At 66.8% G+C, this 23,496-nt stretch carries 23 protein-coding genes and 1 tRNA gene; 10 read left to right on the top strand and 14 right to left on the bottom strand.

From position 1 onward, the window contains the following. Nucleotides 1-11: 11 nt before the first annotated feature. A complete protein-coding gene (locus AU188_RS00505; protein WP_059161777.1) occupies nucleotides 12-857 on the bottom strand; it encodes a hypothetical protein in 846 nt (281 codons plus the stop codon). A gap of 278 nt (nucleotides 858-1,135) precedes the next feature. Between AU188_RS00505 and AU188_RS00500 the strand changes: the two genes are divergently transcribed. Then, nucleotides 1,136-3,226 carry a serine/threonine-protein kinase gene (locus AU188_RS00500; RefSeq protein WP_059161776.1) on the top strand — a complete coding sequence of 697 codons (2,091 nt, stop codon included), beginning with the start codon at nucleotides 1,136-1,138 and terminating at the stop codon, nucleotides 3,224-3,226. On the opposite strand, the gene AU188_RS00495 is transcribed toward AU188_RS00500, so the two are convergent. The 3 genes from AU188_RS00495 to AU188_RS00485 all read right to left on the bottom strand — a co-directional run bounded on the left by AU188_RS00495 (nucleotide 3,223) and on the right by AU188_RS00485 (nucleotide 6,128). Beyond that, on the bottom strand, nucleotides 3,223-3,876 hold the full coding sequence (locus tag AU188_RS00495; protein WP_172799346.1) for a cutinase family protein: 654 nt from the start codon (nucleotides 3,874-3,876) through the stop codon (nucleotides 3,223-3,225). The genes AU188_RS00500 and AU188_RS00495 overlap by 4 nt on opposite strands. A gap of 115 nt (nucleotides 3,877-3,991) precedes the next feature. Next, a complete protein-coding gene (gene ligD / locus AU188_RS00490) occupies nucleotides 3,992-5,044 on the bottom strand; it encodes a non-homologous end-joining DNA ligase (RefSeq protein WP_059161774.1) in 1,053 nt (350 codons plus the stop codon). 1 nt (nucleotide 5,045) lies between these two features. After that, on the bottom strand, nucleotides 5,046-6,128 hold the full coding sequence (locus AU188_RS00485) for an ATP-dependent DNA ligase (protein WP_059161773.1): 1,083 nt from the start codon (nucleotides 6,126-6,128) through the stop codon (nucleotides 5,046-5,048). A gap of 223 nt (nucleotides 6,129-6,351) precedes the next feature. Between AU188_RS00485 and AU188_RS00480 the strand changes: the two genes are divergently transcribed. Genes AU188_RS00480 through AU188_RS00465 form a run of 4 tightly spaced genes read left to right on the top strand, consistent with a single transcriptional unit; the run spans nucleotide 6,352 to nucleotide 11,454 of the window. Beyond that, nucleotides 6,352-8,445 (top strand): adenylate/guanylate cyclase domain-containing protein, encoded by a 2,094-nt coding sequence (locus AU188_RS00480; RefSeq protein WP_156426521.1) that lies wholly within the window; start codon nucleotides 6,352-6,354, stop codon nucleotides 8,443-8,445. Then, nucleotides 8,445-9,857, top strand: coding sequence for a cyclic nucleotide-binding domain-containing protein (locus tag AU188_RS00475; protein WP_059161771.1), 1,413 nt, complete (start codon nucleotides 8,445-8,447; stop codon nucleotides 9,855-9,857). The genes AU188_RS00480 and AU188_RS00475 overlap by 1 nt, the downstream gene beginning before the upstream one ends. Before the next feature lie 49 nt (nucleotides 9,858-9,906). Next, nucleotides 9,907-10,971, top strand: coding sequence for an ATP-dependent DNA ligase (locus tag AU188_RS00470; RefSeq protein WP_059161770.1), 1,065 nt, complete (start codon nucleotides 9,907-9,909; stop codon nucleotides 10,969-10,971). Nucleotides 10,972-11,028: 57 nt separating this feature from the next. Further along, entirely contained in the window at nucleotides 11,029-11,454 is a 426-nt protein-coding gene (locus AU188_RS00465) for a hypothetical protein (protein WP_059161769.1), read from the top strand. On the opposite strand, the gene AU188_RS00460 is transcribed toward AU188_RS00465, so the two are convergent. Then, nucleotides 11,455-12,843: an MFS transporter gene (locus tag AU188_RS00460; protein ID WP_059161768.1), complete on the bottom strand. Its 1,389-nt coding sequence runs from the start codon at nucleotides 12,841-12,843 to the stop codon at nucleotides 11,455-11,457. Between the two features lie 182 nt (nucleotides 12,844-13,025). Here AU188_RS00460 and gluQRS point away from each other — a divergent pair, with 182 nt between their 5' ends. Next, on the top strand, nucleotides 13,026-13,895 hold the full coding sequence (gene gluQRS / locus AU188_RS00455; RefSeq protein WP_082686453.1) for a tRNA glutamyl-Q(34) synthetase GluQRS: 870 nt from the start codon (nucleotides 13,026-13,028) through the stop codon (nucleotides 13,893-13,895). Between the two features lie 92 nt (nucleotides 13,896-13,987). On the opposite strand, the gene AU188_RS00450 is transcribed toward gluQRS, so the two are convergent. Together AU188_RS00450 and tgt are read right to left on the bottom strand one after the other, a co-directional pair. Then, a complete protein-coding gene (locus tag AU188_RS00450; protein ID WP_059161766.1) occupies nucleotides 13,988-15,307 on the bottom strand; it encodes an acetyl-CoA hydrolase/transferase family protein in 1,320 nt (439 codons plus the stop codon). 9 nt (nucleotides 15,308-15,316) lie between these two features. Further along, nucleotides 15,317-16,564: a tRNA guanosine(34) transglycosylase Tgt gene (gene tgt, locus AU188_RS00445; protein ID WP_082686414.1), complete on the bottom strand. Its 1,248-nt coding sequence runs from the start codon at nucleotides 16,562-16,564 to the stop codon at nucleotides 15,317-15,319. A gap of 68 nt (nucleotides 16,565-16,632) precedes the next feature. Here tgt and AU188_RS00440 point away from each other — a divergent pair, with 68 nt between their 5' ends. Continuing rightward, entirely contained in the window at nucleotides 16,633-17,037 is a 405-nt protein-coding gene (locus tag AU188_RS00440; protein ID WP_172799345.1) for a lipoprotein LpqH, read from the top strand. Nucleotides 17,038-17,147: 110 nt separating this feature from the next. Next, complete coding sequence (locus AU188_RS00435; protein ID WP_059162225.1) at nucleotides 17,148-17,612, top strand: lipoprotein LpqH; 465 nt, start codon at nucleotides 17,148-17,150, stop codon at nucleotides 17,610-17,612. Between the two features lie 52 nt (nucleotides 17,613-17,664). On the opposite strand, the gene AU188_RS00430 is transcribed toward AU188_RS00435, so the two are convergent. Then, nucleotides 17,665-18,006 carry a DUF732 domain-containing protein gene (locus AU188_RS00430; RefSeq protein WP_059161764.1) on the bottom strand — a complete coding sequence of 114 codons (342 nt, stop codon included), beginning with the start codon at nucleotides 18,004-18,006 and terminating at the stop codon, nucleotides 17,665-17,667. Nucleotides 18,007-18,061: 55 nt separating this feature from the next. Between AU188_RS00430 and AU188_RS00425 the strand changes: the two genes are divergently transcribed. Continuing rightward, nucleotides 18,062-18,433, top strand: a complete 372-nt coding sequence (locus tag AU188_RS00425) for a hypothetical protein (RefSeq protein ID WP_059161763.1) — start codon at nucleotides 18,062-18,064, stop codon at nucleotides 18,431-18,433. 99 nt (nucleotides 18,434-18,532) lie between these two features. Beyond that, nucleotides 18,533-19,021 (top strand): ATP-binding protein, encoded by a 489-nt coding sequence (locus tag AU188_RS00420; protein ID WP_156426520.1) that lies wholly within the window; start codon nucleotides 18,533-18,535, stop codon nucleotides 19,019-19,021. Here the strand turns inward: AU188_RS00420 and AU188_RS00415 are convergent. From AU188_RS00415 to AU188_RS00390, 6 genes are all read right to left on the bottom strand, one after another. After that, a complete protein-coding gene (locus AU188_RS00415; protein WP_059161762.1) occupies nucleotides 18,994-19,434 on the bottom strand; it encodes a response regulator in 441 nt (146 codons plus the stop codon). The genes AU188_RS00420 and AU188_RS00415 overlap by 28 nt on opposite strands. Next, nucleotides 19,431-21,005 carry a sensor histidine kinase gene (locus tag AU188_RS00410; RefSeq protein ID WP_059161761.1) on the bottom strand — a complete coding sequence of 525 codons (1,575 nt, stop codon included), beginning with the start codon at nucleotides 21,003-21,005 and terminating at the stop codon, nucleotides 19,431-19,433. Before AU188_RS00410 ends, AU188_RS00415 begins: the two co-directional genes overlap by 4 nt. Further along, nucleotides 21,002-22,213 (bottom strand): PP2C family protein-serine/threonine phosphatase, encoded by a 1,212-nt coding sequence (locus AU188_RS00405; RefSeq protein WP_172799344.1) that lies wholly within the window; start codon nucleotides 22,211-22,213, stop codon nucleotides 21,002-21,004. Before AU188_RS00405 ends, AU188_RS00410 begins: the two co-directional genes overlap by 4 nt. An 86-nt stretch (nucleotides 22,214-22,299) precedes the next feature. After that, nucleotides 22,300-22,390: transfer RNA gene (locus AU188_RS00400), tRNA-Ser, on the bottom strand. Nucleotides 22,391-22,419: 29 nt separating this feature from the next. After that, nucleotides 22,420-22,878, bottom strand: coding sequence for a nucleoside deaminase (locus AU188_RS00395; RefSeq protein WP_156426552.1), 459 nt, complete (start codon nucleotides 22,876-22,878; stop codon nucleotides 22,420-22,422). Nucleotides 22,879-22,905: 27 nt separating this feature from the next. After that, nucleotides 22,906-23,427 (bottom strand): tRNA adenosine deaminase-associated protein, encoded by a 522-nt coding sequence (locus AU188_RS00390; protein ID WP_059161760.1) that lies wholly within the window; start codon nucleotides 23,425-23,427, stop codon nucleotides 22,906-22,908. Between the last annotated feature and the right edge of the window lie 69 nt (nucleotides 23,428-23,496).

Genomic DNA, 23,496 nt, shown 5'->3' with positions numbered 1-23,496 from the left:
TCAACCTCTTCTCACCAGCAGGCTTGACGCCGCTCCGCCTGGAACAGATTGGCGGCGGCGCACTCTCCCGCATCGCTGACGACGAGGTTGCGGATCTGCCAGTACAGGTCAGCGGTGGCCTTCGTCGCCAGCTGTGCGGCCAAGTCGAAATGGTTGATCGGCGGATTGGTGCCTGGCACGAGCATCATGCCGCGGGGGGTGTCCCAGGCGTCCTTGTTCAGCGTCGAGTGGCACTCGACGAAGCCCGGCGGCGGACCACCGGGCGGGCAGCCGCCCAGCGGGTCGTGGCGGTCGCTGTCGACGGCGTAGAACCCGGTCTGCAGCCCGGGCGGCAGGCTCGCCGGATCGCATGTCGGCATCAGCGGTGGCGGCATCCGATCGAGTTGGCCGACAGCGATGTTGTCCTCGACCCAGTTCGAGTGGGAGTAGAAGTCCTGCAGAGCGTGGGCCAGTCCGCCGAACGCGGCGCGGGCCCCGGGCCCGTCGACGAGGTCGCTGCCGCCGGGACCGGCGGGCTGAGCGCCGCTGAGGATGAGCGGAGTGAAAAAGTTCCACGCTTCCTGGGTGCGGGCGCAGATGTCGGCGGGGTCTTTTGCGTTGTCGATGTGGCGGAACTCGTCGGCGAAGAATGCGTCGCTGCCTACCACGCCGGCGCCCGGCGGGGGCCCGACGAGTATCTGGCCCATGGTGACGTTGTCGACTCCCAGCGGCGCCAGTGCATCGCGAGTGATGCGGTCGTGGTTCTGGATCTGGAACGCCTGCGCCGGGGCCGCTGCCCACGCGCAGACAACGGCAAAAGCGGCGGCCAACACGACAACGATTGACGAGCGCGGTTTGGGTTCGTGTGACGAGTTCATCGACTGTCCCCTTTGACCTGGTGACCCCCGAACGGTCAGATCGTCGAATTGTTTCAGCCGAAAGTTGCGAGCATTCGGAAAACTGCAAAAACAGCAAATTTTGGTGCAACTGCGAACCATGCGCGCAGCATCTAGCCCGCGGCGCCGGACATTCGCACGGCGCCGCAGCGGTGGGTGTCCAGGTAGAGCAACCATTCCAAGAGCGAACGAGCGGCCCCGGACCGGCTTATGGTGATGACTGTGAATCCGCTGGTACGCAGCAGTCCACGGGAGGCGTAGTGGACGGCGCGCCGTTCGGCCGATACCGATTGGTCGAGTTGTTGGGCCGCGGTGGCATGGGCGAGGTCTGGAAGGCATTCGACACGGCCACCCAGCGTGTGGTCGCGGTGAAGGTGCTGCCGGCGCATCTCGCCGCCGACCCGGTGTTCGAACAGCGGTTCCGGCACGAGGCTTTCGCGGCCGCCGGCCTGACCAATCCCCATGTGGTGCCGATTCACAACTTCGGCGAGATCGAAGGCCGACTGTATGTCGACATGCGGTTGATCGAGGGTCAGGATCTCGAACACCTGCTAGCGCTCGGCCCATTGGAGCCGGAACGGGCGGTGAAGATCATCGCCCAGATTGCCTCGGCGCTGCATGCCGCGCATCGGATCGGGCTCGTGCATCGCGACGTCAAACCCTCCAACATCCTCGTCGCCGAAGACGATTTCTCGTATCTGATCGATTTCGGGATTGCACGTGCGACGGGCGACACCAAGCTGACCGCCACCGGCAACGTGGTCGGCACGTGGCCATACATGGCGCCCGAGCGGTTCACCACCGGCCAAACCGACACCCGCGCGGACGTCTATGCGTTGACGTGCGTGTTGTATGAGTGCCTCACGTCCAGCCGCCCCTTCCCCGGCGACAGCGTCGAACAGCAGATCGCGGGTCACCTGACGACTCCGCCACCGCGGCCGTCGATCTCGCGGCCGGAGGTGACGCCGGAGTTGGATGACGTGATCGCGGCCGGCATGGCAAAAGACCCCGAGGAGCGCTACGGAACGACCGTCGAACTCGCCCAAGCGGCAAGCAAGGCCATCACCGATCCGGCCGTCACCCAACCGGCACAACCACATTCAGCGCCGACAGCTGCAGGACCCGCCGTCTCCGCGCCCACCGCAGCTGCCAGTACGGCTCAAGCGGGACAGGCGTGGGCGGCGACCCAAGCTCGCCCTGCAGAGCAGGTCGATGCGCCCGCGGACCCCACGCAGGCCGGTCCGCCGGAGCATGTGAAGAAGGCATGGGCACCAACCCATGCCGCGCCTGCCGCTCATGACGAACAGGCATACGCGGGGACTCAGGAGCGGCCTGCCGATTCGGTCGGCCCCGCCGAAACGCTGCCTCCGGGCGACTCTTCGGACAAGACGCCCGACGAAGACGCGCCGCTGCCGTGGTGGCGACGGACCGCGATCGTCGTGCCCATCAGTGTAATTCTGATCATCGCCGCCGCGGCCACCATCCTCACTGTGATCAGTGACGACGGCGGCAACCGACCCGTCGCACAACCACCGGATGCGCCTCTCGACGGGACGTTCGCCGTCGAATTCGGTTCGCCGACAAAGCCCAACGGCGAGCCTTATCAAAACGCACAGGGCGGCAACGAGAAATGGGTGATCCGATCCGCGTGCCGCGACGGCGGATGTGTCGCGTCGGCGACGAAGGTCAACGGGTCCCGCACAACGACGTCGACTCTGGTGCTCGACGAGATCGACGGACGTTGGGAAGCGGTCAACGTGAAACAAGGCACCTGCCAGGGCACCGAGCCCGTCGAACTCTGGGAGGTGTTCTCGCTGCAGTCTCAGCCCGACGGAAGCCTGGAGGGTGAGTTCGTCCTCCGGTCGACCAGCGGCAGTTGCGCGAGTAACCAGCCGGTGACTTTTACCCGCACCGGTGACCCCGAGGCCGGCGTGTCGGTCGCCGACCCGGCCAGTCAGCCGGCGCGCGTCGCGTCCCCAGCGCAGGCCTTACACGGCCGCTATCAGGAAGTCGATACGTACGTCGACGGAAACCGCAGCGCCGAAGTGAGTTTCGACATCCAGACGTACTGCCTGCGCAGCGGGCAGCGGTGCCTGAGTTACTGGCTGAACCCCAACGACGTCAAAGTCCTGGTGTTCGAACAGAACCAGTGGACACTGACCAACACCTCGACGGACTCGCAGTGCAAGAACGGTGCGCCGGCTCACCGCGAGATCACCCTGAACTACCCGCTGCCGCAGCCGCCGCAGGATCCGATCACCCTGCTCACCGGACGCGGGCACTACACCGTCACGGGCGGCTGCCCCTTCAACAGTGATTTCGAATCACGCGTCCAGCGCACCGGAGACTAGACCAGACCGGCGACGAAAGATGCGGCCTGATCGGTCATTCCAGGTACGTACTGATGATGCGCGGCCCGGTTGTCCAGGTCGCCCTCGCCGCAGATCGGGTCGTTGGCATTGCACAGGTCGATGGTCCTGCCGCCATAGACCGGGCTGAGCGCGTTCAGCGGGCCGACGATCTTGGCCAGTGGGTTGCCGAACACCGCGACGGCGGCCACATGGTCGGCGGCTTGCGGAGGCAGCGGCGCGGCGACGGCACCGAGATCCAGGCCGGGCACAGCCTCCAGGCCTGGTATCGCACCCAACCCCGAGATGGCACTCAGGCCGGGAGTGACGCCCAGCATCAGGTCGATGACAGCGGCGCCCTGCGAGAAGCCGCCGAGGACCAACCGGGTGGCCGGGCAGTTCGCGGTCATGTACCCGACGTGACCGTTCGCGTCGGCGGCGCCCTCGGCGGCTCGCAGGAAGTTCATGGTGGCGGCGTAGTTGACCGCGTACTGGCCCACCGTTCTGTCGCCCACTTTCGACCGCAGCGAGTCGATGAACGCCTGCCCCACGGCGCCCACACCAACCGGGTCGCCCGTCCCGCGCGCGAACACCACCTCGATGTCGGGACACGTTTGGGCCCACGCAGAAGGGACGCCGACCGGGCCGCTCAATACAACGACCGCCGCCAGGCCGGCTGCGCAGACCCGTACGGCGATCCAAATTCGTGCCCATCTGGTGGCGATTCGTCGATGCTAAGAGCACATCGCCGGCGATGGCGCGTTTTCGTCAGTCCGGTTTCACCGGGTTGCCGTCGGCGTCCCAGTTGGATGCGACCTTCTTGCTGGGCTGCACGCGCGGCGGTTCGCCAGGCATCTTCGGGTAGTTCGGCGGATAGGGCATATCACCCAGTCCGCGCTCCTCGTCGGCTTTCACCAGCTTCAACAGTGGTTCGAGCGATTGCGCATCGCTGTCGATGTCGGCCCACGGATCCGACCGTCCCGCAACGAAATCCGGCACCGTCGAGATCGTGAAGTCATCGGGGTCGGCGGTGCGCAATTCGTCCCACGTCAAGGGCGTCGACACGGTGGCGATCGGAGTCTTGCGCGCCGAGTACGCCGACGCGAACGTGCGGTCTCTGGCGTTCTGGTTGTAGTCGATGAAGGTGCGCGCGCCCCGCTCTTCTTTCCACCACGAAGTGGTGACCGCATCGGGTGCCCGGCGCTCGACCTCGCGGGCCAGCGCGATGCCTGCACGACGCACCGCGATGAAGTCCCAGTCGGTCTTGATTCGCAGGAAGACATGTACGCCTCGACCGCCCGAGGTCTTCGGATAGCCGATCAGACCCAACTCGTCGAGCAGCGGTTTCAGCACGTCCACCGCCACCGAACTGGCATCACTGAAATCCGTCCCGGGCTGCGGGTCCAGGTCGATGCGCAGCTCGTCGGGATGCTCGGTGTCCGGGCACCGCACCTGCCACGGATGCAGCGTGATCGTGCCCATCTGTGCCGCCCATGCGATCGCCGATGGGTGGGTCACCTTGAGTGCGTCGGCGGTGCGGCCGGACGGGAAGGTGACCTGGCACGTCTGCAGATAGTCGGGATGCTTCTGCGGCACCCGCTTCTGGTAGATCTCCTCGCCGTCGATGCCGTCGGGGAAACGCTGCAGATGCGTGGGCCGATCTCGCAACAGCATCACCATCCGGTCAGCCACCGACAGGTAATACTCGAAGAGCTTGCCCTTGGTGCCCTCCTTACCGAGTTTCGGGAAGTAGGGCTTGTCGCGGTTGGTCAGCCGGACCTTGACGCCGTCGACGTCGATTTCCTCAGCAGCCGTTGCCATTTCAGGACTCCAGAACGTCGTACAGGTCGTAGTTCAGCGGTACCTCGAGCTGGTCGAACGTGCAGCTCTCGGGATCCCGGTCTGGACGCCAGCGGCGGAATTTCACCGCATGCCGGAAACGTCGGCCCGGGCCAGATGTCGCCGGCGGCCCGGCTCCGAGCACGGTGTTGCCCTCCATCTGGTCGTAGGCCACCTCGCACACCTTCTCCGGCCGGATCGGAATCCACCGCTTGTCGGCGGCCGAGTTCCACCGGCTGGGATCCCCTTCGCGCATCTGGTCGCCCTCGCGCAGCGGCTCCAGTTCGGCGAGCAGCTTGAGCCGGTCCTTCGCTGTGAAAGACGCTGCGCCACCGACCATCTGGAGTTCACCATCGTCGCGATACAGGCCCAGCAAGATGGACCCGATGCCCTCGCCGCTCTTGTGTATGCGGTATCCGATCGCCACACAGTCGGCGTCGCGGGCGTGCTTGACCTTCACCATCTCCCGCTTGCCCGGCAGGTATGGACCGTCGAGGCGCTTGGCGATCACACCGTCGAGCCCGGCGCCCTCGAACTCCTCGAGCCATTGGGCGCCTAGTTCGGGATCCTCGGTGGTGCGGGTGACGTGACACCACTGCTTTTCGGTCACCGCATCGAGCAGCGCCTCGCGGCGGACCCGGAAAGACTCCTTCATCAACGACGTGTCGCCGGTGGCAAGCGCATCGAAACCGATGAAGTGGGCCGGCGTCTGCTCGGACAGCATCTTGATCCGGCTGACGGCGGGGTGGATACGCTGACTCAGCGACTCCCAGTCCAGCCGTGTGCGCCCGCCGATCTCGCGGGGTACGACGATCTCACCGTCGAGCACACACCGCGTCGCCAATTCCTCGCGCACCGACTCGAGGACCTCAGGGAAGTAGCGGCCCAGGTCCTTACCGCTGCGGGAAAGCAGCACCACCTTGTCGCCGTCGCGGAACACCAGCGCGCGGTAGCCGTCCCACTTGGGCTCGTACGACCACACGCCCGCCTCGGGTGGCACCTTGGCCTGGGCCTTGGCCAGCATCGGTTCGAGCGGCGGCAGCACGGGAAGGTCCACCTGGTCCATTATTGCGTCCACGCCACTTCAGACCGTCGACGTCGGGCAATGTCATCGGTGCCGACCCGAACAGGCCGACCCACACAGTGAGCGCCGCTGGCTCATGTCGTCACGAGCGACTGATTTCGCGACGGTCCTGCCCCATGCAGGTTTCGCCGCTAGCGTTGAAGGGCATATGACGGCCATCGGACCTGAACCTGCGCCTGAACCGAGGACCCCGCGACGGCGGTTCATGTCCCGCATCAGCATCCAGTCCAAGCTCCTGGTGATGATGCTGGTGATCAGTGTCTTGTCGGCCGCCGTGGTGGGATTCATCGGCTATCAGTCCGGACGCGAATCATTGCGCGACTCCGCGTTCGACCGGCTCACCCAGATTCGCGGTTCGCAAGCTCGCCACCTCGAGGCCACGGTAGGAAACCTGACGAACTCCCTGGCGGTCTACACGCGGGGCGGCACCGCCGAAGACGCAATGGGAGCGTTCAGGGCGGGATTCGCTGAACTCAATGACGCACGTATCAGCCCAGCCCAGCAGCAGGCCATCGTGGATCACTACACCGAGACTCTCGCGGCACGCGATGGTGATGTCACCGGCGCCGAGGTCGACGTGGACACTCTGGTTCCGCGATCGAATGCGCAACGGTACCTGCAGGCGCATTACACCGTCCGGGCCGAAGACAGGGACGCCGCGATCAAGCTGGACGACGCGCGCGACGGCAGTGCGTGGTCGGCGGCAAACGCCAGGTTCAACGAGTTCTTCCGCGTAATGGTCAGCCGATTCCAGTTCGAGGACGCCCTGCTCATCGACGACACGGGCAACGTCGTCTACTCGGCCTACAAAGGCGCCGACCTCGGTACCAACATCCTCAATGGCCCGTATCGCGGCAGCAACCTCACCGATGCCTACGAGGAGGCGCTGGCGTCCAACGCGCTCGATTACGTTGCCGTCACCGACTTCGGCGATTACCAGCCCTCGGAGGAGCCAGCCGCCTGGATGGTTTCGCCGGTCGGCCCGGCGACGAACATCCAGGGTGTCCTTGCGCTGCAACTGCCCATCTCCAAGCTCAACCAGGTGACGACGTTCGGTCAGCAATGGGAGGCGGCGGGTCTGGGCCGGACCGGCGAGACGGTCATCGTCGGGCCGGACAATCTCATGCGGTCGGACGCTCGATTGTTCCTCGAGGATCGTGATGCGTACCGCCGCGACGTCGTTGCGGCCGGTACGCCGGTCGAAGTCGTCGAGCAGGCGATCCGACAGAACGGCACCACACTGGTACAGCCGATGACCACCGATGCCGCGGAGCGCGCGCTGCAGGGTCAACATGGGACGCTGATCGACACCGACTACAAGGGACGCGAGACCCTGCAGGCATACGCACCGATCGACTTGCCGGGGCTCAACTGGTCCATCGTGGCCAAGATCGACACCGAGGAGGCCTTCGCCCCGGTTGCGGCGTTCACTCGGACCCTGGTGTTGTCGACAGCGGTGATCATCTTCGTGGTCTGTATCGCCGCGATGCTGCTGGCACGCATTTTCGTGGGCCCGATACGCCGACTCGAGGGCGGCGCGCGGCGGATCAGCGCGGGCGACTACGACGTCGCCCTGCCGGTCATCTCACGCGACGAGTTCGGCGATCTGACGCATGCCTTCAACGAGATGAGCCGCAATCTGCGGATCAAGGAGGACCTGCTCACCGAGCAGCGGCGAGAGAACGACCGGCTGCTGCTGTCGGTGATGCCCGAGCAGGTGGCGCAACGCTACCGCGAGGGTGACGAGACGATCGCGCAGGACCACCAGGACGTCACGGTGATCTTCGCCGACATCGTCGGCTTGGATGTGCTCGCAAACGAGCTGACGTCCGAAGAAGCTCTGTCCATCGTCAATCGGCTGGTGCGGGAGTTCGACGGGGCGGCAGAGAACCTGGGCGTGGAGAAGGTCCGCACGCTGCACAACGGCTACCTGGCCAGCTGCGGACTCAACGTGCCGCGGCTGGACAACGTCCGGCGAACGGTTGAGTTCGCCGTTGAGCTACAGCACATCATCGATCGGTTCAACGGCGAGACGGGCAATCACCTACAGCTGCGTGCGGGCATAGATACGGGCACAGTGACCAGCGGGCTGGTGGGTCGAACCAGCCTCGCGTACGACATGTGGGGCGCCGCGGTCAACCTTGCTTACCAGGTGCAGAGCGGCTTCTCACGACCAGGCGTGTACGTCACCACCCGGGTTTTCGAGGCGATGCGGGGCTCGACACAGTTCACTGCCGCGGGCGAAATCAAGGTGGACGGACGCACCGAGCATGTCTGGCAACTGTCGGAGCGACAGTGATGAACGGCGTGTTGTCGGCGCCGTGGTTCTGGTGGGCCCTCGTCATCGCGGTCGGATTGCCGCTGGCCTTGGTATGCCTCACCGAACTGCACAACGCGCTGGCTCGCCGACGCAGTTATCTCGCCCGGCCGGTGAACCTGATCCGCAACTACGTACTGCCGCTGGGTGCGCTGCTGTTACTTCTGGTCAAGGCCAACGAGGTGGCGACCGAGGCCACCGCGGTGCGGATCGTCGCGACAGGGCTCGGGTTCGTCGTCCTGGTGCTGTTGCTTTCCGGGCTCAACGCCACCCTCTTCCAAGGAGCGCCGGAAGGAAGCTGGCGGCAGCGGGTGCCGTCGATCTTCCTCGATGTCGCCCGCTTCGTGGTGATCGCCGTCGGCATCGCGCTCATCTTCGCCTGGATTTGGGGGGCCAACGTCGGCGGGCTGTTCGCCGCGCTCGGCGTCGGGTCCATTGTCTTGGGTTTGGTCCTGCAGAACTCCGTCGGCCAGATCATCGCCGGGCTGCTGGTGCTGTTCGAGCAGCCGTTCCAACTGGGCGACCTGGTGGCCACCCGGTGGCTTCCGGGCGGCCGGGTGGTCGAAGTCAACTGGCGGGCAACCCATCTCGAGTCCGGCAATGGTGTATACGTACTTCCCAACTCGCTACTGGCAACGGAATGGTTCATCAACCTGAGCCTGCCGCGCGACGGCCGCTCGACGGAAGTGGTCACCGTCTTCTCGCCGAACGACTCCCCCGACCAGGTGTGCTCGGTGCTGGCGCGGGTGGCGCAACAGCTCCCGCAACTGCGGCCCGACGCCGTGCCCGAAGTCACCAAGGGTGCAGGCGGCGAGTACACGACGACGATCCCCCTGCGCAGCGCGGGAAACGACGCCGCAGCGCGGTCGACCTTTCTGCGCTGGCTGTGGTACGCGGCCCGGCGAGCCGAGCTGCATCTGGATGACGCGGACGATGGATATCCCGACCCGGACCTGCAGGAAGATGCATTGACCGTGCTGGGGCAGGCGTTGCGGATCGGGCGCACCGACCAGCAGCTACTCCAGCCCTACATCCGCATCGTGCGGTACGGGACCGACGAAACCCTGCAGTTCCCCGGCGAGGTGCCCAAGCACATGACGTTCGTGGTGAGCGGTCACATACGACTTACCGCAACCACCGACGACAACGCGACCGTCGGCGTTCGCACCCTCGATCGGGGCGACTACCTAGGTCAGACAACGCTGACTCGCGAGCCGGTGATCGCCGCCGCTCGAGCGCTCGAGGAAGTCACCGTCGTAGAGGTGGAACGCGAACATATCGAGGCCCTCGCGCGTCGAAAACCGTTGCTGTTGCAGGAGATTGGCCGCGCCATCGAGGAGCGGAAGGCGATGGTCCACCGATCCCTCGCCGCGGCCGGAGACAAGAGCGCATAGTGCGACGCGGCGGCGTCGCTGCCGCAGAGCTCGCTGCGACAATGGCGGGATGCACCTGCCCGTGATGCCTCCGGTGTCGCCGATGCTGGCCAAACCGGTCACCTCGATTCCAGCCGACGCCTCCTACGAACCGAAGTGGGATGGCTTTCGAACCATCTGCTTTCGTGACGGCGACGAGGTCGAGTTGGGCAGTCGCAACGAGCGGCCGATGACCCGATACTTCCCCGAGGTGGTCGAGGCAGCCAAGGCCGAACTGCCCGATCGCTGCGTCATCGACGGCGAGATCATCATCGCGACCGACCGGGGCTTGGATTTCGAGGCGCTTCAGCTACGCCTGCACCCCGCCGCCAGCCGGGTGCGCATGCTTGCCGAGCAGATCCCGGCATCGTTCATCGCGTTCGACCTGCTCGCGCTCGGCGATGACGACTACACCGGCCGGCCGTTCACACAGCGGCGCGCCGCGCTCGTCGACGCGCTCGGCGACGCCGGGCCGTCGTTCCACATCACGCCGGCGAGCACCGACGCGGCCACCGCTGAGCGCTGGTTCGACGAGTTCGAGGGCGCGGGCCTCGACGGCATCATCGCCAAGCCGTTGGACCTGACCTATCAGCCGGAGAAGCGAGTGATGTTCAAGATCAAACACGAGCGCACCGCAGACTGTGTGGTCGCGGGCTACCGGGTGCACAAGTCCGGCGAGGACGCGATCGGTTCGCTGCTGCTCGGGCTGTACAAGGACGATGGGACGCTCGCATCCGTCGGCGTCATCGGCGCTTTCCCGATGGCCCGGCGTCGCGAGCTCTTCGCCGAATTGCAGCCGCTGGTAACGACATTCGACGAACACCCTTGGAACTGGGCCGCACACATGGTCGGCGACCGCACACCCCGCCGCAACGAGGGGTCACGCTGGAACGCCGGTAAGGACCTGTCGTTCGTACCCCTGCGGCCCGAACTCGTCGTCGAGGTGCGCTACGACCACATGGAGGGCGAAAGATTCCGCCACACCGCACAATTCAATCGCTGGCGCCCAGACCGGGACCCTCGATCGTGCACCTACGAACAACTCGAGCAACCCGTCATCTTCAAGCTCGGTGACATCGTCCCCGGGCTGGGCTGAAGAAGCACTTTCGTCGGAAGGCGTATCTCCGCGCCTCGAACGTGTGATGCTGCCTGCATGATGCTCACACGCCCGATGGCAGCAGCGGCCGCAATCGCCGGCGTCGCGATCGGATTGGCAAGCCCCGCATGGGCGGACGGGCGCCTCGAGGGCGACTACCGATTCGTCAACGGCGCAACGTCCAACACGTGGGCGATCACCACGCAATGCAACCCCGAAGGTTACTGCGCCGGGACGGTGTCGAGTTCCACCGGCATGATCGCCCATATCAGCCGGGCGGCCGACGGCCCGTGGCTCGTCGAGCGCCATGACGTCCCGAACGGCTGGACGTGCCCCGACGGTAGTACCGGGCCCGGCGATCTGTCGTACGCGTTCGACCCCGCCAGCCTGGCGGGCACCGCCACATACACGTCGAAGCCCGGGGCGTGCAATGATCCCAACGCGAGCCGGCACGAGAACCCGATCAGCTTGCAACCGCTGTAGTCAGCCGCGACTGCCCGAGAGCTCGTAGTCCAACTGCGGCGGCGCTTCGGGCGTGCCGGGTATTTCGGTGCCGTTGATCGGGCACCGCGCGGTCTCCGGCATTTTGAGCAGGGCGATCGCGCCGACGACGCAGGCGGCCATCATGTAGTACGCCGGTACGAGGTTGTGGCCCGTCGCGTTGACCAGCCAGTCGTTGACCGCCGGCGCGGTGCCACCGAAGATCGCGGTCGACACGTTGTAGGCGATCGCGAAACCGGCGTAGCGCACCTGTGTCGGGAACATCGCCGGGAAGGTGGCCGAGATCGTCGCCAACTGCGGAACGTAAAGCAAGCCCAGCACGGCGAAACCGATGACGGCGCCGAGCGCGCCGGTCGACATCAACATGAACATCGGGATGCCCGCGACGAACAGCCCGATGAGGGAGATCCACCAGATCGGCTTGCGCCCGATCCTGTCCGACGCCAGGCCGGCGAACGGCAGGAACACCATCATCGAGAGCATGCCGATGATCGGGACGACGAGCGACATGTCGGTGGACAGGCCGATCGACTGCTCGAGATAGGTGGGCATGTAGGTGAGGAGTGTGTAGTTGACGACATTGAGCGCGACGACCAGGCCGCCCAGGCGCAGGATCGGACCCCAGTATTGGACCAGTAGATCCTTGAACTCGCCGCCGACGTCGTGCTCTCGTTCGCCCGACTTCGCCAACTCCTTGAACACCGGCGTCTCGTCCAGTCGGGTGCGCAGATACAGCCCGATCAGGCCGAGCGGCGCGGCGAGCAGGAAGGGCAGCCGCCAGCCCCATACGTTCATCTGGTCGTCGGTGAGCACCAGCGAGAACCCGAGCATGAACAGCGCGCCCACCGAGAAGCCGGACAAGGTGCCGAATTCGAGGAAGCTGCCGAGCATCCCCCGACGACGGGTCGGCGCGTATTCCGCCATGAAGGTGGCGGCCCCGCCGTACTCTCCGCCCGTCGAGAAGCCCTGGATCATTCGCAAGATCACCATGAGCGCGGGGGCCCAGAGCCCGATCACGGCGTAGCTGGGAACGAGCCCGACGCACAGCGTTGCGCCGGCCATCACCAGGATCGTGATGGCGAGGACCCGCCGTCGGCCGAGTCGGTCGCCGAGCGGGCCCCAGACGAATCCGCCGAGCGGGCGGACCAGGAACGAGACGGCGAACGTCATCAGCGCCAACAGCGTCGCCGTGGCGCCGTCGCCCGGGAAGATGGCCGCGGAGATGTAGGAGACGCCGTAGGCGTAGAGGCCGTAGTCGAACCACTCGGTGAAGTTGCCGACGGCCGAGGCCGCGATGGCTTTCTTCACCTGGCCCGGCGGCGACTCCTGCTCGGGCTCGTGGTGCGGGTTGCTGGAGCCTTCGGGGTGCACGCGCGTGCCTCCTCGCGTCCGTCGGGCACGGCCCCCGGGACGCCTAGGCACGGCGAGCGCCGGCGGAGGGCCGTGTTTCTCGGTGCACGAGCAAAGTACCAGCGCTTCAGGCGAGTACCCCGGATCGCCTCGCGGCAGGCGCCGTTGATCGACGGCATGCGCCGAATGGCTAGATTTCTGTGGTGAGCGCAGGCAGGTTCGCCCCGAGCCCCTCTGCCGACCTGCACATCGGCAACCTGCGCACCGCGGTGCTCGCGTGGTTGTTCGCCCGGTCCACCGGCCGCCGGTTCCTGATCCGCGTCGACGACCTCGACGACCGCACCTCGACCGAGATCGGCCGACAGCAACTCGCCGACCTCGCCGCGATCGGGTTGACGTGGGACGCCGTCGAGTGGCAGTCCGAGCAGGCCGACCGTTACTCCTCGGCGATCGAGGAGCTGGCGGGCCGCGGACTGCTGTACGAATGCTATTGCAGCCGAAGGGATATCGCGCAAGCGCCGCGGGCCCCGCATGCACCGCAGGGCGCCTACCCCGGGACCTGCCGCGACCTCACCGACGCCGAGCGCGCGACGCGCCGAGCCGAGATCGGACGGGCGCCCGCGTTACGGCTGCGCACCGACGCGATCGTGCACACCATCCACGACCTGCTGCACGGCGACTACACCGGCATCGTCGACGATTTCGTGGTCCGCCGGGGCGACGGCGTGCCCGCGTACAACCTCGCGGTCGTCGTCGACGACGCGGCGCAGGGCATCGACCAGGTGGTGCGCGGTGACGACCTCCTCCCTTCGTCGCCGCGCCAGGCGTACCTGGCCCGGATGCTCGGGTTTCCGGAGCCGACGTACGCCCACGTCGCGCTGGTGCTCAACGAGGACGGCGCCCGGCTGGCCAAGCGCGACGGCGCGGTAACGCTCGCCGAGATCGGCGTCCAGGGCGCGCTCGAGCAGATCAGCGCGTCGTTGGGCTGGCAGGCCCGCGACGTCGAGGGCATGCTGGCCGAATTCGACCCGGCCGAGTTGCCGCGACGCCCGTGGATCTACCCGGTCACTTGACCGGCGCGAGCGACCGTGTTTGCACCGCCATCGGCGGCGTGTCGTTGTACAAGCGCGGTCGCTCGCCGGGGTTCAGCGGTCACTCGTGCCGACTAAATGACCGGGGAGCGGCCCTTGGCGGCGCGCTCGGCAGCCGCAAGCAGGTCGTCGCGGAACCGCGGATGCGCGATCGCGGCGAGCGCTTCACCGCGTTCGCGGACCGTCTTGCCCTCCAGTTCGGCAGCGCCGTACTCGGTGACGATCACGTCGACGTGGTGTCGCGGTGTCGTGATCACCGCGCCCGGCCCGAACCACGGCACGATCCGCGACTGCAGTTCGCCGTCCTTCTCGAACGTCGAAGGCAGACAGATCAGCGAGCGGTCCGACAGCTCGAGACCCGCGCCGGCGACGAAATCCTCGGCGCCGCCGACTCCGCTGAACTGATTGCCGCCGATCGTGTCGGCGACGACTTGGCCCTGGATGTCGATCGCGAGCGCACCGTTGATCGAGACCATGTCGTTGTTGGCCCCGATCACCCCGGGCGCGTTGACGATCTCCACGGGCAGGAATGCGACGTCGTGGTTGCCGTCGAGCCAGGCGTACAGCTCCGCCGACCCGAACGCGAACGTCGTCACGCTGACACCGTCGTAGATACCCTTGCCGGTGTTGGTGACCTTGCCCGCGCGATGCAGTTTCATGCAGCCGTCGGTGAACATCTCGCTGTGCAAACCGTATTCGCCACCGTCGCCCTCGGCCAGCAGCGTCGCGATCTGGCTGGGTATCGAACCGATGCCGGTCTGCAGAGTCGCGCCGGAGGCGATGAACTTGACCGCGTGGCGCGCGATCGCCGTATCGGCGTCGGTGGGCGCCGCGTCCCCGCCCGGCAGTGCAATCGGCACATCGGTCGAGTGCACGAGTACGTCGATCTCGTCGACGTGCAGCGCGTGCCGGTGTTCATCGAGCCCGAATGTCCGCGGGTAGGCGGTTGACACCTCGACGATCAGCAGCCGTTCGGGATCGGTTCCGGCACGGCGCAATTCGTTGACCGTGCCGCCCGCGTGCAGGGACAGCGAGCACCAGCCGTCCACGTCGGGCGGGGCCGCGACCGTCGTCATCACCCGCGGCGACTGTTGCTCGAGCAGCGGCCCGAACCGGCGGAAGTCCGCGGGCGCGAACTCGACATTGGCGCCCGTATCCCGCAGCGCCCGCTCGAGCGGACCGAAGAAGCCCGACAGGTAATGCACGCCGGGGCGGGCGAACAGCTCCGTGCCGACCGCGAGCAACGCGCCGTACACCCGCAGATCCGTCCAGTCCTCGCGCTCGCCGAGCGCCCGCAGCACCGCCGGCGGCTGGCCGGGTCCGAGCGGTATCCCCAGGGTGTCGTCGGTCGCGAGCCGCGCGGCGGCCTGCTCGGCGGTGAGCTCGGTAGGCATGGCGTGAAACTACCGCGTGGGCGTCGAGTAGTACCGGCCCAGCACGTCGGCGCGAAGTTCGTCGAACTCACCCGCGTCGATCGCCGCGCGGATCCGGTCGACGAGGCGCACCACGAACCGCTCGTTGTGGATGGTGCACAGCGTCGCCGAGAGGATCTCCTTGGCCTTGAACAGGTGATGCAGATAAGCCCGGGTGTAGTGAGCGCAGGTGTAGCAGTCGCAGTCCTCGTCGATCGGTGTGAAGTCGCGCCGGAACCGTGCGTTGGTGATGTTGAACCGGCCGGTGGACGAGTAGAGCGCGGCGTTGCGCGCGACGCGCGACGGCGATACGCAGTCGAAGGTGTCGGCTCCGGCGGCCACCGCGTCGAACAGGTCGTCGGGCTCGCTGATGCCCAACAGGTGGCGGGGCTTGTCGACGGGCAGTTCCTCACACACCCACCCGACGATGGTGGCCAGGTTCTGCTTCTCCAGTGCCCCGCCGATGCCGTAGCCGTCGAACCCGATCGACACCAGCCCGCGGGTCGCCTGCCGGCGCAGGTCTTCGTACTGCGCGCCCTGCACCACACCGAACAACGCCTGCGGCGGCCTGTCCGGGCGAAGGGTCGACAACCTCTCGTGCTCGGCCCGGCAGCGCACCGCCCACTCGTGGGTGCGCTGCACCGAGCTTTCCTGGTAGCCGCGGGTGTTCACCAGCGTGGTCAGTTCGTCGAACGCGAAGATGATGTCGGCGCCGAGTTGGTGCTGGATGCCGATCGACACCTCGGGGGTGAACCGGTGGGTCGAGCCGTCGAGGTGCGACCGGAACGTCACCCCGTCGTCGTCGACGTTGGCCAACCGCTCCTTGCCCTCGGCGATGATGTCGTCGGCCTGGACGCGTTCGGTATCCATCGCCAACACCTTGCGGAACCCGGCGCCCAGCGACAGCACCTGGAACCCGCCGCTGTCGGTGAACGTCGGCCCCGACCAGTTCATGAACGCGCCCACCCCGCCGGCCTCGTCGACGATGTCCGCACCCGGCTGCAGATACAGGTGATAGGCGTTGGCCAGGATCGCCTGAGCGCCAAGCTCTTTCATCATCTCGGGCAGCACCGCCTTGACGGTGGCCTGGGTGCCCACCGGGATGAACGCCGGGGTGTGGATCTCGCCGTGCGGGGTGCGGATGACGCCCGTGCGGCCGAAGCGACCGGGCAGTTCGGTCACCACGCTGAACGACGGTGCCGACGACTCTTTCGGAGCGGGAGAATTCGGCACGGCCACGCCGTAGATTCTGCACTGTGAGAAACCGGTGGGTCCCCACGTGCTGTGCAGCCGCGACGGTGCTGGCGATGGCTGGATGTTCGTCGGATCCGCCGGACTACCAACCGCCGGCGGGTGAACTCGTCGCGGGCACGGCGCAGGTGACGGTCAACGGCCACGACGCGGGCGTCACCGAGGCAGTGCAGTGCGACACGACGGGGTGGCTCACCACCATCACCACCGGCGATCAGACGTCCGGGGTCACGGCGATGCTGTCGGCCGAAGACGAACTGGCCGCGGAGTCGGTCAGCATCAACAACGTCGGCGGCTTCACCGGTAGTTACAACGCCGGTGCCGGCGGCGCGGAAGTTGAGGCCGCTGAGGTTCAGATGACCGGCCGGACCTACGACATCTCCGGCACCGCCCACGGCTTCAAGACCGACTCGCCGAGCTTTCGCACTTCCGGCCCATTCCACATCCGCGTGTCCTGCTGACCGGGCAAGATCAATTTTTCCTCGAAACCGCTGTTCGCAGGGGTGCCGCGAACCATACTGCTCTAGATGATCCGATCTTGACGGGTCACGACAACAAAAGGAGAACTGTGGTGAAGCGTGGTTTCCTGGTCGCGGTAGGCGGCGCGGCTCTCGTCATCGCCGGACTGTCCGGCTGTTCTTCCGACGACAAGAAGTCAGAGACGACGGGTGAGACGTCAACGGCCGCAGCAGCGGAAGGCAAGACCACCGTCACGATCGACGGCCAGGATCAGGCCGTAACCGGCACGGTCGTGTGCAGTTCGGTCGGCGGCAACACCAACATCGCGATCGGTGACGCGACCACCGGCATCGGCGCAGTGGTCAGCTCCGGTGACGAGCCAACCGTGCAGTCCGTCGGTCTGGGCAACGTCAACGGCGTGACGCTGGGCTACCAGAGCGGTACGGGCCAGGGCGACGCCAAGGTGGAGAAGGACGGCAACACCTACAAGATCACCGGCACCGCGACGGGTGTCGACATGGCGAACCCGCTGCAGCCGGTCAACAAGCCGTTCGAGATCGAGGTCAGCTGCCCGTAGGAAAATCGTGCACGAAAAGCGGCGGCGTCCCGGACCGGGGCGCCGCCGTTCGTCATCCGGTGTAGCCGGCCGCCGACTGGCGCAGCTGCCAGATCTGCGCCGGACACAGCTCGTTGACGGCCTGGTTGATCAGGTACGCGCCCTGGTAATAGTCCGCGGTGTGGAAGTCGGCCTTCACCTGATCGACGAGTTGGGCGTAACGCATCTTGGCCGCCACCCGGTCGCAGATGCTGTTGCCGTAGCCGATGGCCGCGTCCGCGTTCGGGAAGTTGTAGCCGGGTCGCACGTGCACGTTGACCAGATAGGCGACGACGTCGCCGCCGGCCGGCGGGGCGCAGACGAGGGCGGCGGCACCGGCAGCGGCGGCGGCCAAAGCAACGATGATCCGCTTCATGGCATATGAGCCTATTCCGTGCCCGCCGCCGGTGCGGGGCACATACGCTAACCCCATGAGGCTCATGGCTGCAGCTGCGCTGGCGTGCGGGTTCGTCGCCGCACCGATGTTCACCGCCGCGAATGCGCCGGCGTCCCCGGGTTACTGCGACGGCGCGGATTGCGTCCCGTATGTCGACCGGACCGCGGTGGAAGGCACGCATTGCGTGCAGAACACCCGCTACAACTTCGGGCTCGACGCGTCGGGCAACACGCTCGCATGCAACTCACGCAGCACATGGATCGCATCACCACCGCTGATCGGCATCCGGACCAACCGGCTGCCCTGCGGGGACGCGACCGGGGTCGCGCAGTCGCCGGACGGCGTTCCGCTGAGCTGCCTCGAAGGTGCCTGGACCCCCGACTACCGCGTGATGTTCTACGGCTGACGCGCGCGAAAGGCGCCGGCGGCGAGGTCCCGTGATCGCCGTCTCGTCGGCCGTCGAGGTGTGATCTGCGCCTCGCTACGGTTTCGAGATCGACCGCGTATGCGTGGCGTGCGTGAGGAATCGGGCCAAGCGGGGTACAACACGGGCGTGGTGATCGATGTGCGCCTGCGGCCGGCAGACCCGTTGCGTATCGAGGTACCGGCCACCGCGGATCGATTGGCCCAGATCCGCCATCGACTACTCGACTGGATGGCCCCGATCGGCGTGCCCGATCCCGTCGTCGCCGACATCGTGCTGGCGGTCAACGAAGCGGCCACCAACTGCGTCGAACATGCCTATCGAGATTGCGACGACGGCGTGATCGTCATCGACGCGACCGTCGAGGACGAGCGGATCATCGTCTGCGTCTCCGATCACGGCGCGTGGCGAACACCGAGCGCCGAACCGACCACCCGCGGTCGCGGGCTGCCGATCATCCGGGCGGTAGGCGACGGAGTGGACGTCGCGGGTTCGGCGAGCGGCACCACCGTGCGGATCGACTTCGAGGTCACCGACGGACGTCACGACTGGGGCAGCCGAACCACCTGAACGAAGAACTCGTCGATCTGCCGAACGGCGTTCATGAACTGGTCGAGGTCAACCGGTTTGGTGACGTAGGCGTTGGCATGCAGCTTGTAGCTGCGCAGGATGTCTTCCTCCGCCGACGATGTCGTGAGTACCACCACCGGGATGTGGCTCAGGTCCGCGTCGGATTTGATGGTCTCCAGCAGTTGCCTGCCGTCGTACTTCGGCAGGTTCAGATCGAGCAGGATCAAATCGGGGCGCGGCGCGTCGGCGAACTTGCCGCGGCGGTAGAGGAAGTCGAGCCCCTCCTCGCCATCGTGGGCGACGTGCAGCGTGTTCTTGATCTTGTTGTGCTCGAAGGCTTCCCGGGTGATCAGCTCATCGCCCGGATCGTCCTCGATCAGCAGAACGTCGATCGCCCGACCGTCCAATGTCATGCGGTTGATCCTTCCATATCGGCCTCGACGGGCTCGTCGACGACGCAGGGAATGGTGAAACGGAACCTGGTGCCGTCCGTGTAGGTGGTGTCGATCCAGATGCTGCCGCCGTGGTACTCGACGATCTTGCGACACAGCGCAAGCCCGATTCCCGTGCCGGAGTACGACTCGCGGCCGTGCAGGCGCTGGAAGATCACGAAGACCTTCTCCGTGAACTCGTCGGGGATCCCGATCCCATTGTCGGTGACGGTGAACAGCCACGAACCCTCCTGCGCGTCCTCGCCCGCCTCGCAGTCGATGACGATCCGCGGTACGACGCCCGGTCTGGCGAACTTCACCGCGTTGCCGATCAGGTTCTGCCAGAGCATCGTCAGCAGGGTCGGGTCACCCTTGACCGAAGGTAGCGGCTGTCCGGAGTGGACCACCACCTCGGCACCGGCCTCCTCGATCGTGGTGGCCAGGTTGTCCATCGCGTCGTCCAACACGGCTGAAAGGTCGACGTCGTCGTGCACCGAATTGAGCCTGCCGACGCGGGAGAACGTCAGCAGATCGTTGATCAGCACCTGCATCCGCTTGGCGCCGTCGACGGCGAACCGGATGTACTCGACGCCTCGCTCGTCCAACTTGTCGCCGTAGCGCTTCTCCAGAAGTTGACAGAACGACGCCACCTTGCGCAGCGGCTCCTGCAGGTCATGCGAGGCGACATACGCGAACTGCTCGAGTTCGGCATTGGAGCGCTGCAGTTCGAGGGCCTGGTCGGCCAGCTGGCTCCGCGCCTCCCGCGACGCTTCGAGTTCGTCGACGATGCGCTGCCTCATGTCCTCGACAGCCGCGGCGATGGACCGAATGTCGCGTGGGCCCCCCACCGCGATCCTCTCGCCGAAACTGCCTTCGGTGATCTTGCGGCAGGCCGCGGCGAGCGCTTCCAGCGGCCGGGTGACTGCGCGTCGCACCAGCACCGCCAACGCGATCGCGGCCACGAGGAATGTCGCCACGACCGTGAGGAGCACGACGTTCCGCCAGGTCTGCACCCGGGTGAGGTCGTCGACGGCGTCCTGCCGGGCCTGTGTGAGATCGCGGTTCTGGGCTTCGAACAACGCTCGTAGGCTGTCGAATTCGGCTTTGCCGCGCGCGGCCGTCTCGGCGTCCAGAACCTTCGGCGAACCCGGCGTCACCGACGCGAGGACCGGGTCCGCGAACGTCGAGCGCCACGCTGCAGCGGCCTCTTCGATCGCTTCGAGGTCGGCGAGCAACTCGGGCCGGTGGCCGATGCCGTCGCGGACCTGCTGCGCGGCGGCGCGCTCGGCCCCCTGGCCGGCGTAATACGGTTCGAGGAACTGGCGGTCGGCGGCGATGGCATATCCGCGAATGGCGGTCTCCTGGTCACGCAAAGCGGCCTGCAGTTGGTACGCCGCGACGCGGGCGGGTTGGATGCCGAGGTTGAGCTCACGCGAGATGTCGTCGGTCCGGTTCAGCAGCAGGGCAGCGGCGATCGCACCGGCGATCACCACCACACCCATCATCGACAGCACCAGGTTCTGCCAGCCCTGAACGGTGAGGCGCGATCTCATCCGGTCGTCGTCCGCTCCACCCGCACGACCGCGATGTCGTCACTGATGCCGCCCACCGACTGCGCGCGGCGCTCCACATCGTCGATCAGCGCGCTGACGAACTCGGCGCCGGGCAGATGCGCATAGCCGCGCGCGACGTCGAGCAGGCCCTTCTCGCCGAGGCGTCGGGTGCCCTCACCGGAGCGGCCCTCGAACAGCCCATCGGTCAGCAACACCAGGCCGTACCCCGGCGGCAGCTCGAGGACGTTCAGCGGCCACTCGTGGCCATACAGGCCGAGGGCGGGACCCACCTTCGGCTCCAGCCACTCCACGGTGTCGGGACCGTGCAGCAGCATGCCGGGATGGCCGGCGGACACCACGTTGAAGCTGAGGGTGTCGGTCGACATCGCGACGCTGATCACGGTCGCGAAGATGCTCGAACCCGGCCGTTCGGTGCTCAGAATCCGTTCGAGTTGTCGCATGCGTTCGTTGCCGCGCAGCCCGGCGAACGTCAGCGCGCGCCAGCCGATCCGCAGCGCCACTCCCAGTGCGGCCTCGTCGGGGCCGTGCCCGGCCACGTCGCCGACCATGACGTGCACGGTGCGGTCCGGCGTCTGCACGAAGTCGTAGAAGTCACCGCCGAGCAGCGCATGCTGTCTGCTGGGCCGGTACTCGGCGACGATGTCGACACCGGGCGGGTCAAGGAGCAGCGGAGACGGCAGCAGCCCACGCTCGAGACGGGCGTTCTCCATGGCACGCAGCTCGCTGGCGTGCAGTTCCACCGACGTCAGCTCGGCGCGTTTGCGTTCCACTGCGTAGAGCAGCGCGCGGCGGAGCGTCTCGGGTTCCACTCGGCCCTTGACGAGATAGTCCTGAGCGCCGGCGGCGACGGCGGAGACGCCGAAGTGCTCGTCGTTGAGCCCCGTCAACACCACGATCGGCAAAGTGATGTCGCGCCTGGTGATCCGGTCGAGCGCCTTGATGCCGTTCGCATCGGGCAGGTTCAAATCAAGCAGCACACAATCCGGCCGAGAGGTATCCAACTGCCGTTCGGCGTCCTCCATCGACGGCGCCCACGCGACATCGATTTCGACGGCGGCATCGGCGATCAACTCCTCGACCAGCATCGCGTCGCCGCGATCGTCCTCGACGAGGAGCACGGAAAAAGGGCGCACGGCAGCGCCGGTGCCGGCCGAGGCGGACGGGCCTTGGTCATGAAGCGCACGCATATGTAACCAATTCTCTCGCGTTGGTCACCGCGGTCGCCTCGACCTCTGCTTCAGTGACGGATCCGACAATAGTGCGTCAGTCGTTGTGGCGGTGGCGGAGGGATTTGAACCCTCGGACGGGGGTTACCCGTCACACGCTTTCGAGGCGTGCTCCTTAGGCCGCTCGGACACGCCACCGTGTGGCAGCTTACCGGGCGCCCGCCCTTCTACTCCAATCGCTGCCGGGCGAAGAACTCCTCCAGCGGCGCCGCGCACTGCTCGGCCAGCACCCCGCCGCGCACCTGGGCCCGATGCGTCAGCCGCCTGTCGCGCACCACATCCCACAGCGATCCGACGGCTCCGGTCTTGGGCTCCCAGGCGCCGAACACCACGCGCGCCACGCGCGCCATCACCAGCGCACCGGCGCACATCGTGCAGGGTTCGACGGTGACGGCCAGCGTCGTACCCTCCAGCCGCCAGCCGTCCCCGAGCACCGCCGCGGCCGCGCGGATTGCGAGGATCTCCGCGTGCGCGGTGGGGTCGCCCAACGCTTCGCGCGCGTTGGCCGCGCGGGCCAGTTCGGTGCCGTCGGCGGACACGACGACCGCGCCGACGGGCACGTCGCGCGGTCCTGCGGCGGACGCAGCCTCGAGGGCGGCGCGGATCAGCGCCTCGTCGTCGATCAGGTTCACCGACCCCAGCCTTTTGTCGGTTCACCGACCCAGACGATCCAGCACCGCCGACAGTTCGTCGGCGAATCCCATCTCCCGCGCGATCCTGCCCAATTGTTCGTCGGCGTAGAGATCGGATTCGTCGAGGATGACGCCGAGCACCGCCTCCGGCAGGCCGACGTCGGACAGCAGGCCCAGGTCGCCCTCCTCGAAGGGTTCGGCCTCCTCGAGTTCCTCGGGCTCGATGTCGGCGTCGAGCTTTTCCAGCGCCTCGGCGGCGATGTCGTAGTCCAGCGCCGCGGTGGCATCCGAGAGCAACAACCGCGTGCCCGCCGGTGCGGGCCGCACGATCACAAAGAACTCATCGTCGATGTCGAGCAGCCCGAACACCGCTCCGGCACTGCGTATCTCGCGGAGCTCGGTCTCGGCGGCGGTCAGGCTGCTCAGCGCCGCGCGGCGCAGCGGTGCGCAACGCCACTTGCCGTCCTCCCGGACGACCGCCACGCCGAAGCCGTCGGGGGTCTCGACGGACTGCTCCCGCGCCGGCGCACGCTGTGCTCCCATGTCGGCCTACGGTAGTCGCCGACCATGCCCTTGACCAGGAAAAGGCGCCAAGCCTGACGGCGGTCGATG

Origin of the sequence: Mycobacterium sp. IS-3022 (assembly GCF_001500065.1) — a bacterium.
In the GTDB taxonomy this organism is placed as follows: Bacteria; Actinomycetota; Actinomycetes; order Mycobacteriales; family Mycobacteriaceae; genus Mycobacterium.
Note: the sequence above shows the minus strand (reverse complement) of the source record. Positions and strands in the feature narration are given on the sequence as shown.

What these genes read in the sequence shown, in the direction of transcription:
- ligD (WP_059161774.1), bottom strand. Translation starts at nt 5,044, where the DNA reads ATGGCAACGGCTGCTGAGGAAATCGACGTCGACGGCGTCAAGGTCCGG.
- AU188_RS00475 (WP_059161771.1), top strand. Translation starts at nt 8,445, where the DNA reads ATGAACGGCGTGTTGTCGGCGCCGTGGTTCTGGTGGGCCCTCGTCATC.
- AU188_RS00485 (WP_059161773.1), bottom strand. Translation starts at nt 6,128, where the DNA reads ATGGACCAGGTGGACCTTCCCGTGCTGCCGCCGCTCGAACCGATGCTG.
- AU188_RS00480 (WP_156426521.1), top strand. Translation starts at nt 6,352, where the DNA reads ATGTCCCGCATCAGCATCCAGTCCAAGCTCCTGGTGATGATGCTGGTG.
- AU188_RS00420 (WP_156426520.1), top strand. Translation starts at nt 18,533, where the DNA reads ATGCGTGGCGTGCGTGAGGAATCGGGCCAAGCGGGGTACAACACGGGC.
- AU188_RS00390 (WP_059161760.1), bottom strand. Translation starts at nt 23,427, where the DNA reads ATGGGAGCACAGCGTGCGCCGGCGCGGGAGCAGTCCGTCGAGACCCCC.
- AU188_RS00470 (WP_059161770.1), top strand. Translation starts at nt 9,907, where the DNA reads ATGCACCTGCCCGTGATGCCTCCGGTGTCGCCGATGCTGGCCAAACCG.
- AU188_RS00415 (WP_059161762.1), bottom strand. Translation starts at nt 19,434, where the DNA reads ATGACATTGGACGGTCGGGCGATCGACGTTCTGCTGATCGAGGACGAT.
- AU188_RS00410 (WP_059161761.1), bottom strand. Translation starts at nt 21,005, where the DNA reads ATGAGATCGCGCCTCACCGTTCAGGGCTGGCAGAACCTGGTGCTGTCG.
- AU188_RS00440 (WP_172799345.1), top strand. Translation starts at nt 16,633, where the DNA reads ATGGCTGGATGTTCGTCGGATCCGCCGGACTACCAACCGCCGGCGGGT.
- AU188_RS00425 (WP_059161763.1), top strand. Translation starts at nt 18,062, where the DNA reads ATGAGGCTCATGGCTGCAGCTGCGCTGGCGTGCGGGTTCGTCGCCGCA.
- AU188_RS00405 (WP_172799344.1), bottom strand. Translation starts at nt 22,213, where the DNA reads ATGCGTGCGCTTCATGACCAAGGCCCGTCCGCCTCGGCCGGCACCGGC.
- AU188_RS00505 (WP_059161777.1), bottom strand. Translation starts at nt 857, where the DNA reads ATGAACTCGTCACACGAACCCAAACCGCGCTCGTCAATCGTTGTCGTG.
- AU188_RS00450 (WP_059161766.1), bottom strand. Translation starts at nt 15,307, where the DNA reads ATGCCTACCGAGCTCACCGCCGAGCAGGCCGCCGCGCGGCTCGCGACC.
- AU188_RS00430 (WP_059161764.1), bottom strand. Translation starts at nt 18,006, where the DNA reads ATGAAGCGGATCATCGTTGCTTTGGCCGCCGCCGCTGCCGGTGCCGCC.
- AU188_RS00465 (WP_059161769.1), top strand. Translation starts at nt 11,029, where the DNA reads ATGATGCTCACACGCCCGATGGCAGCAGCGGCCGCAATCGCCGGCGTC.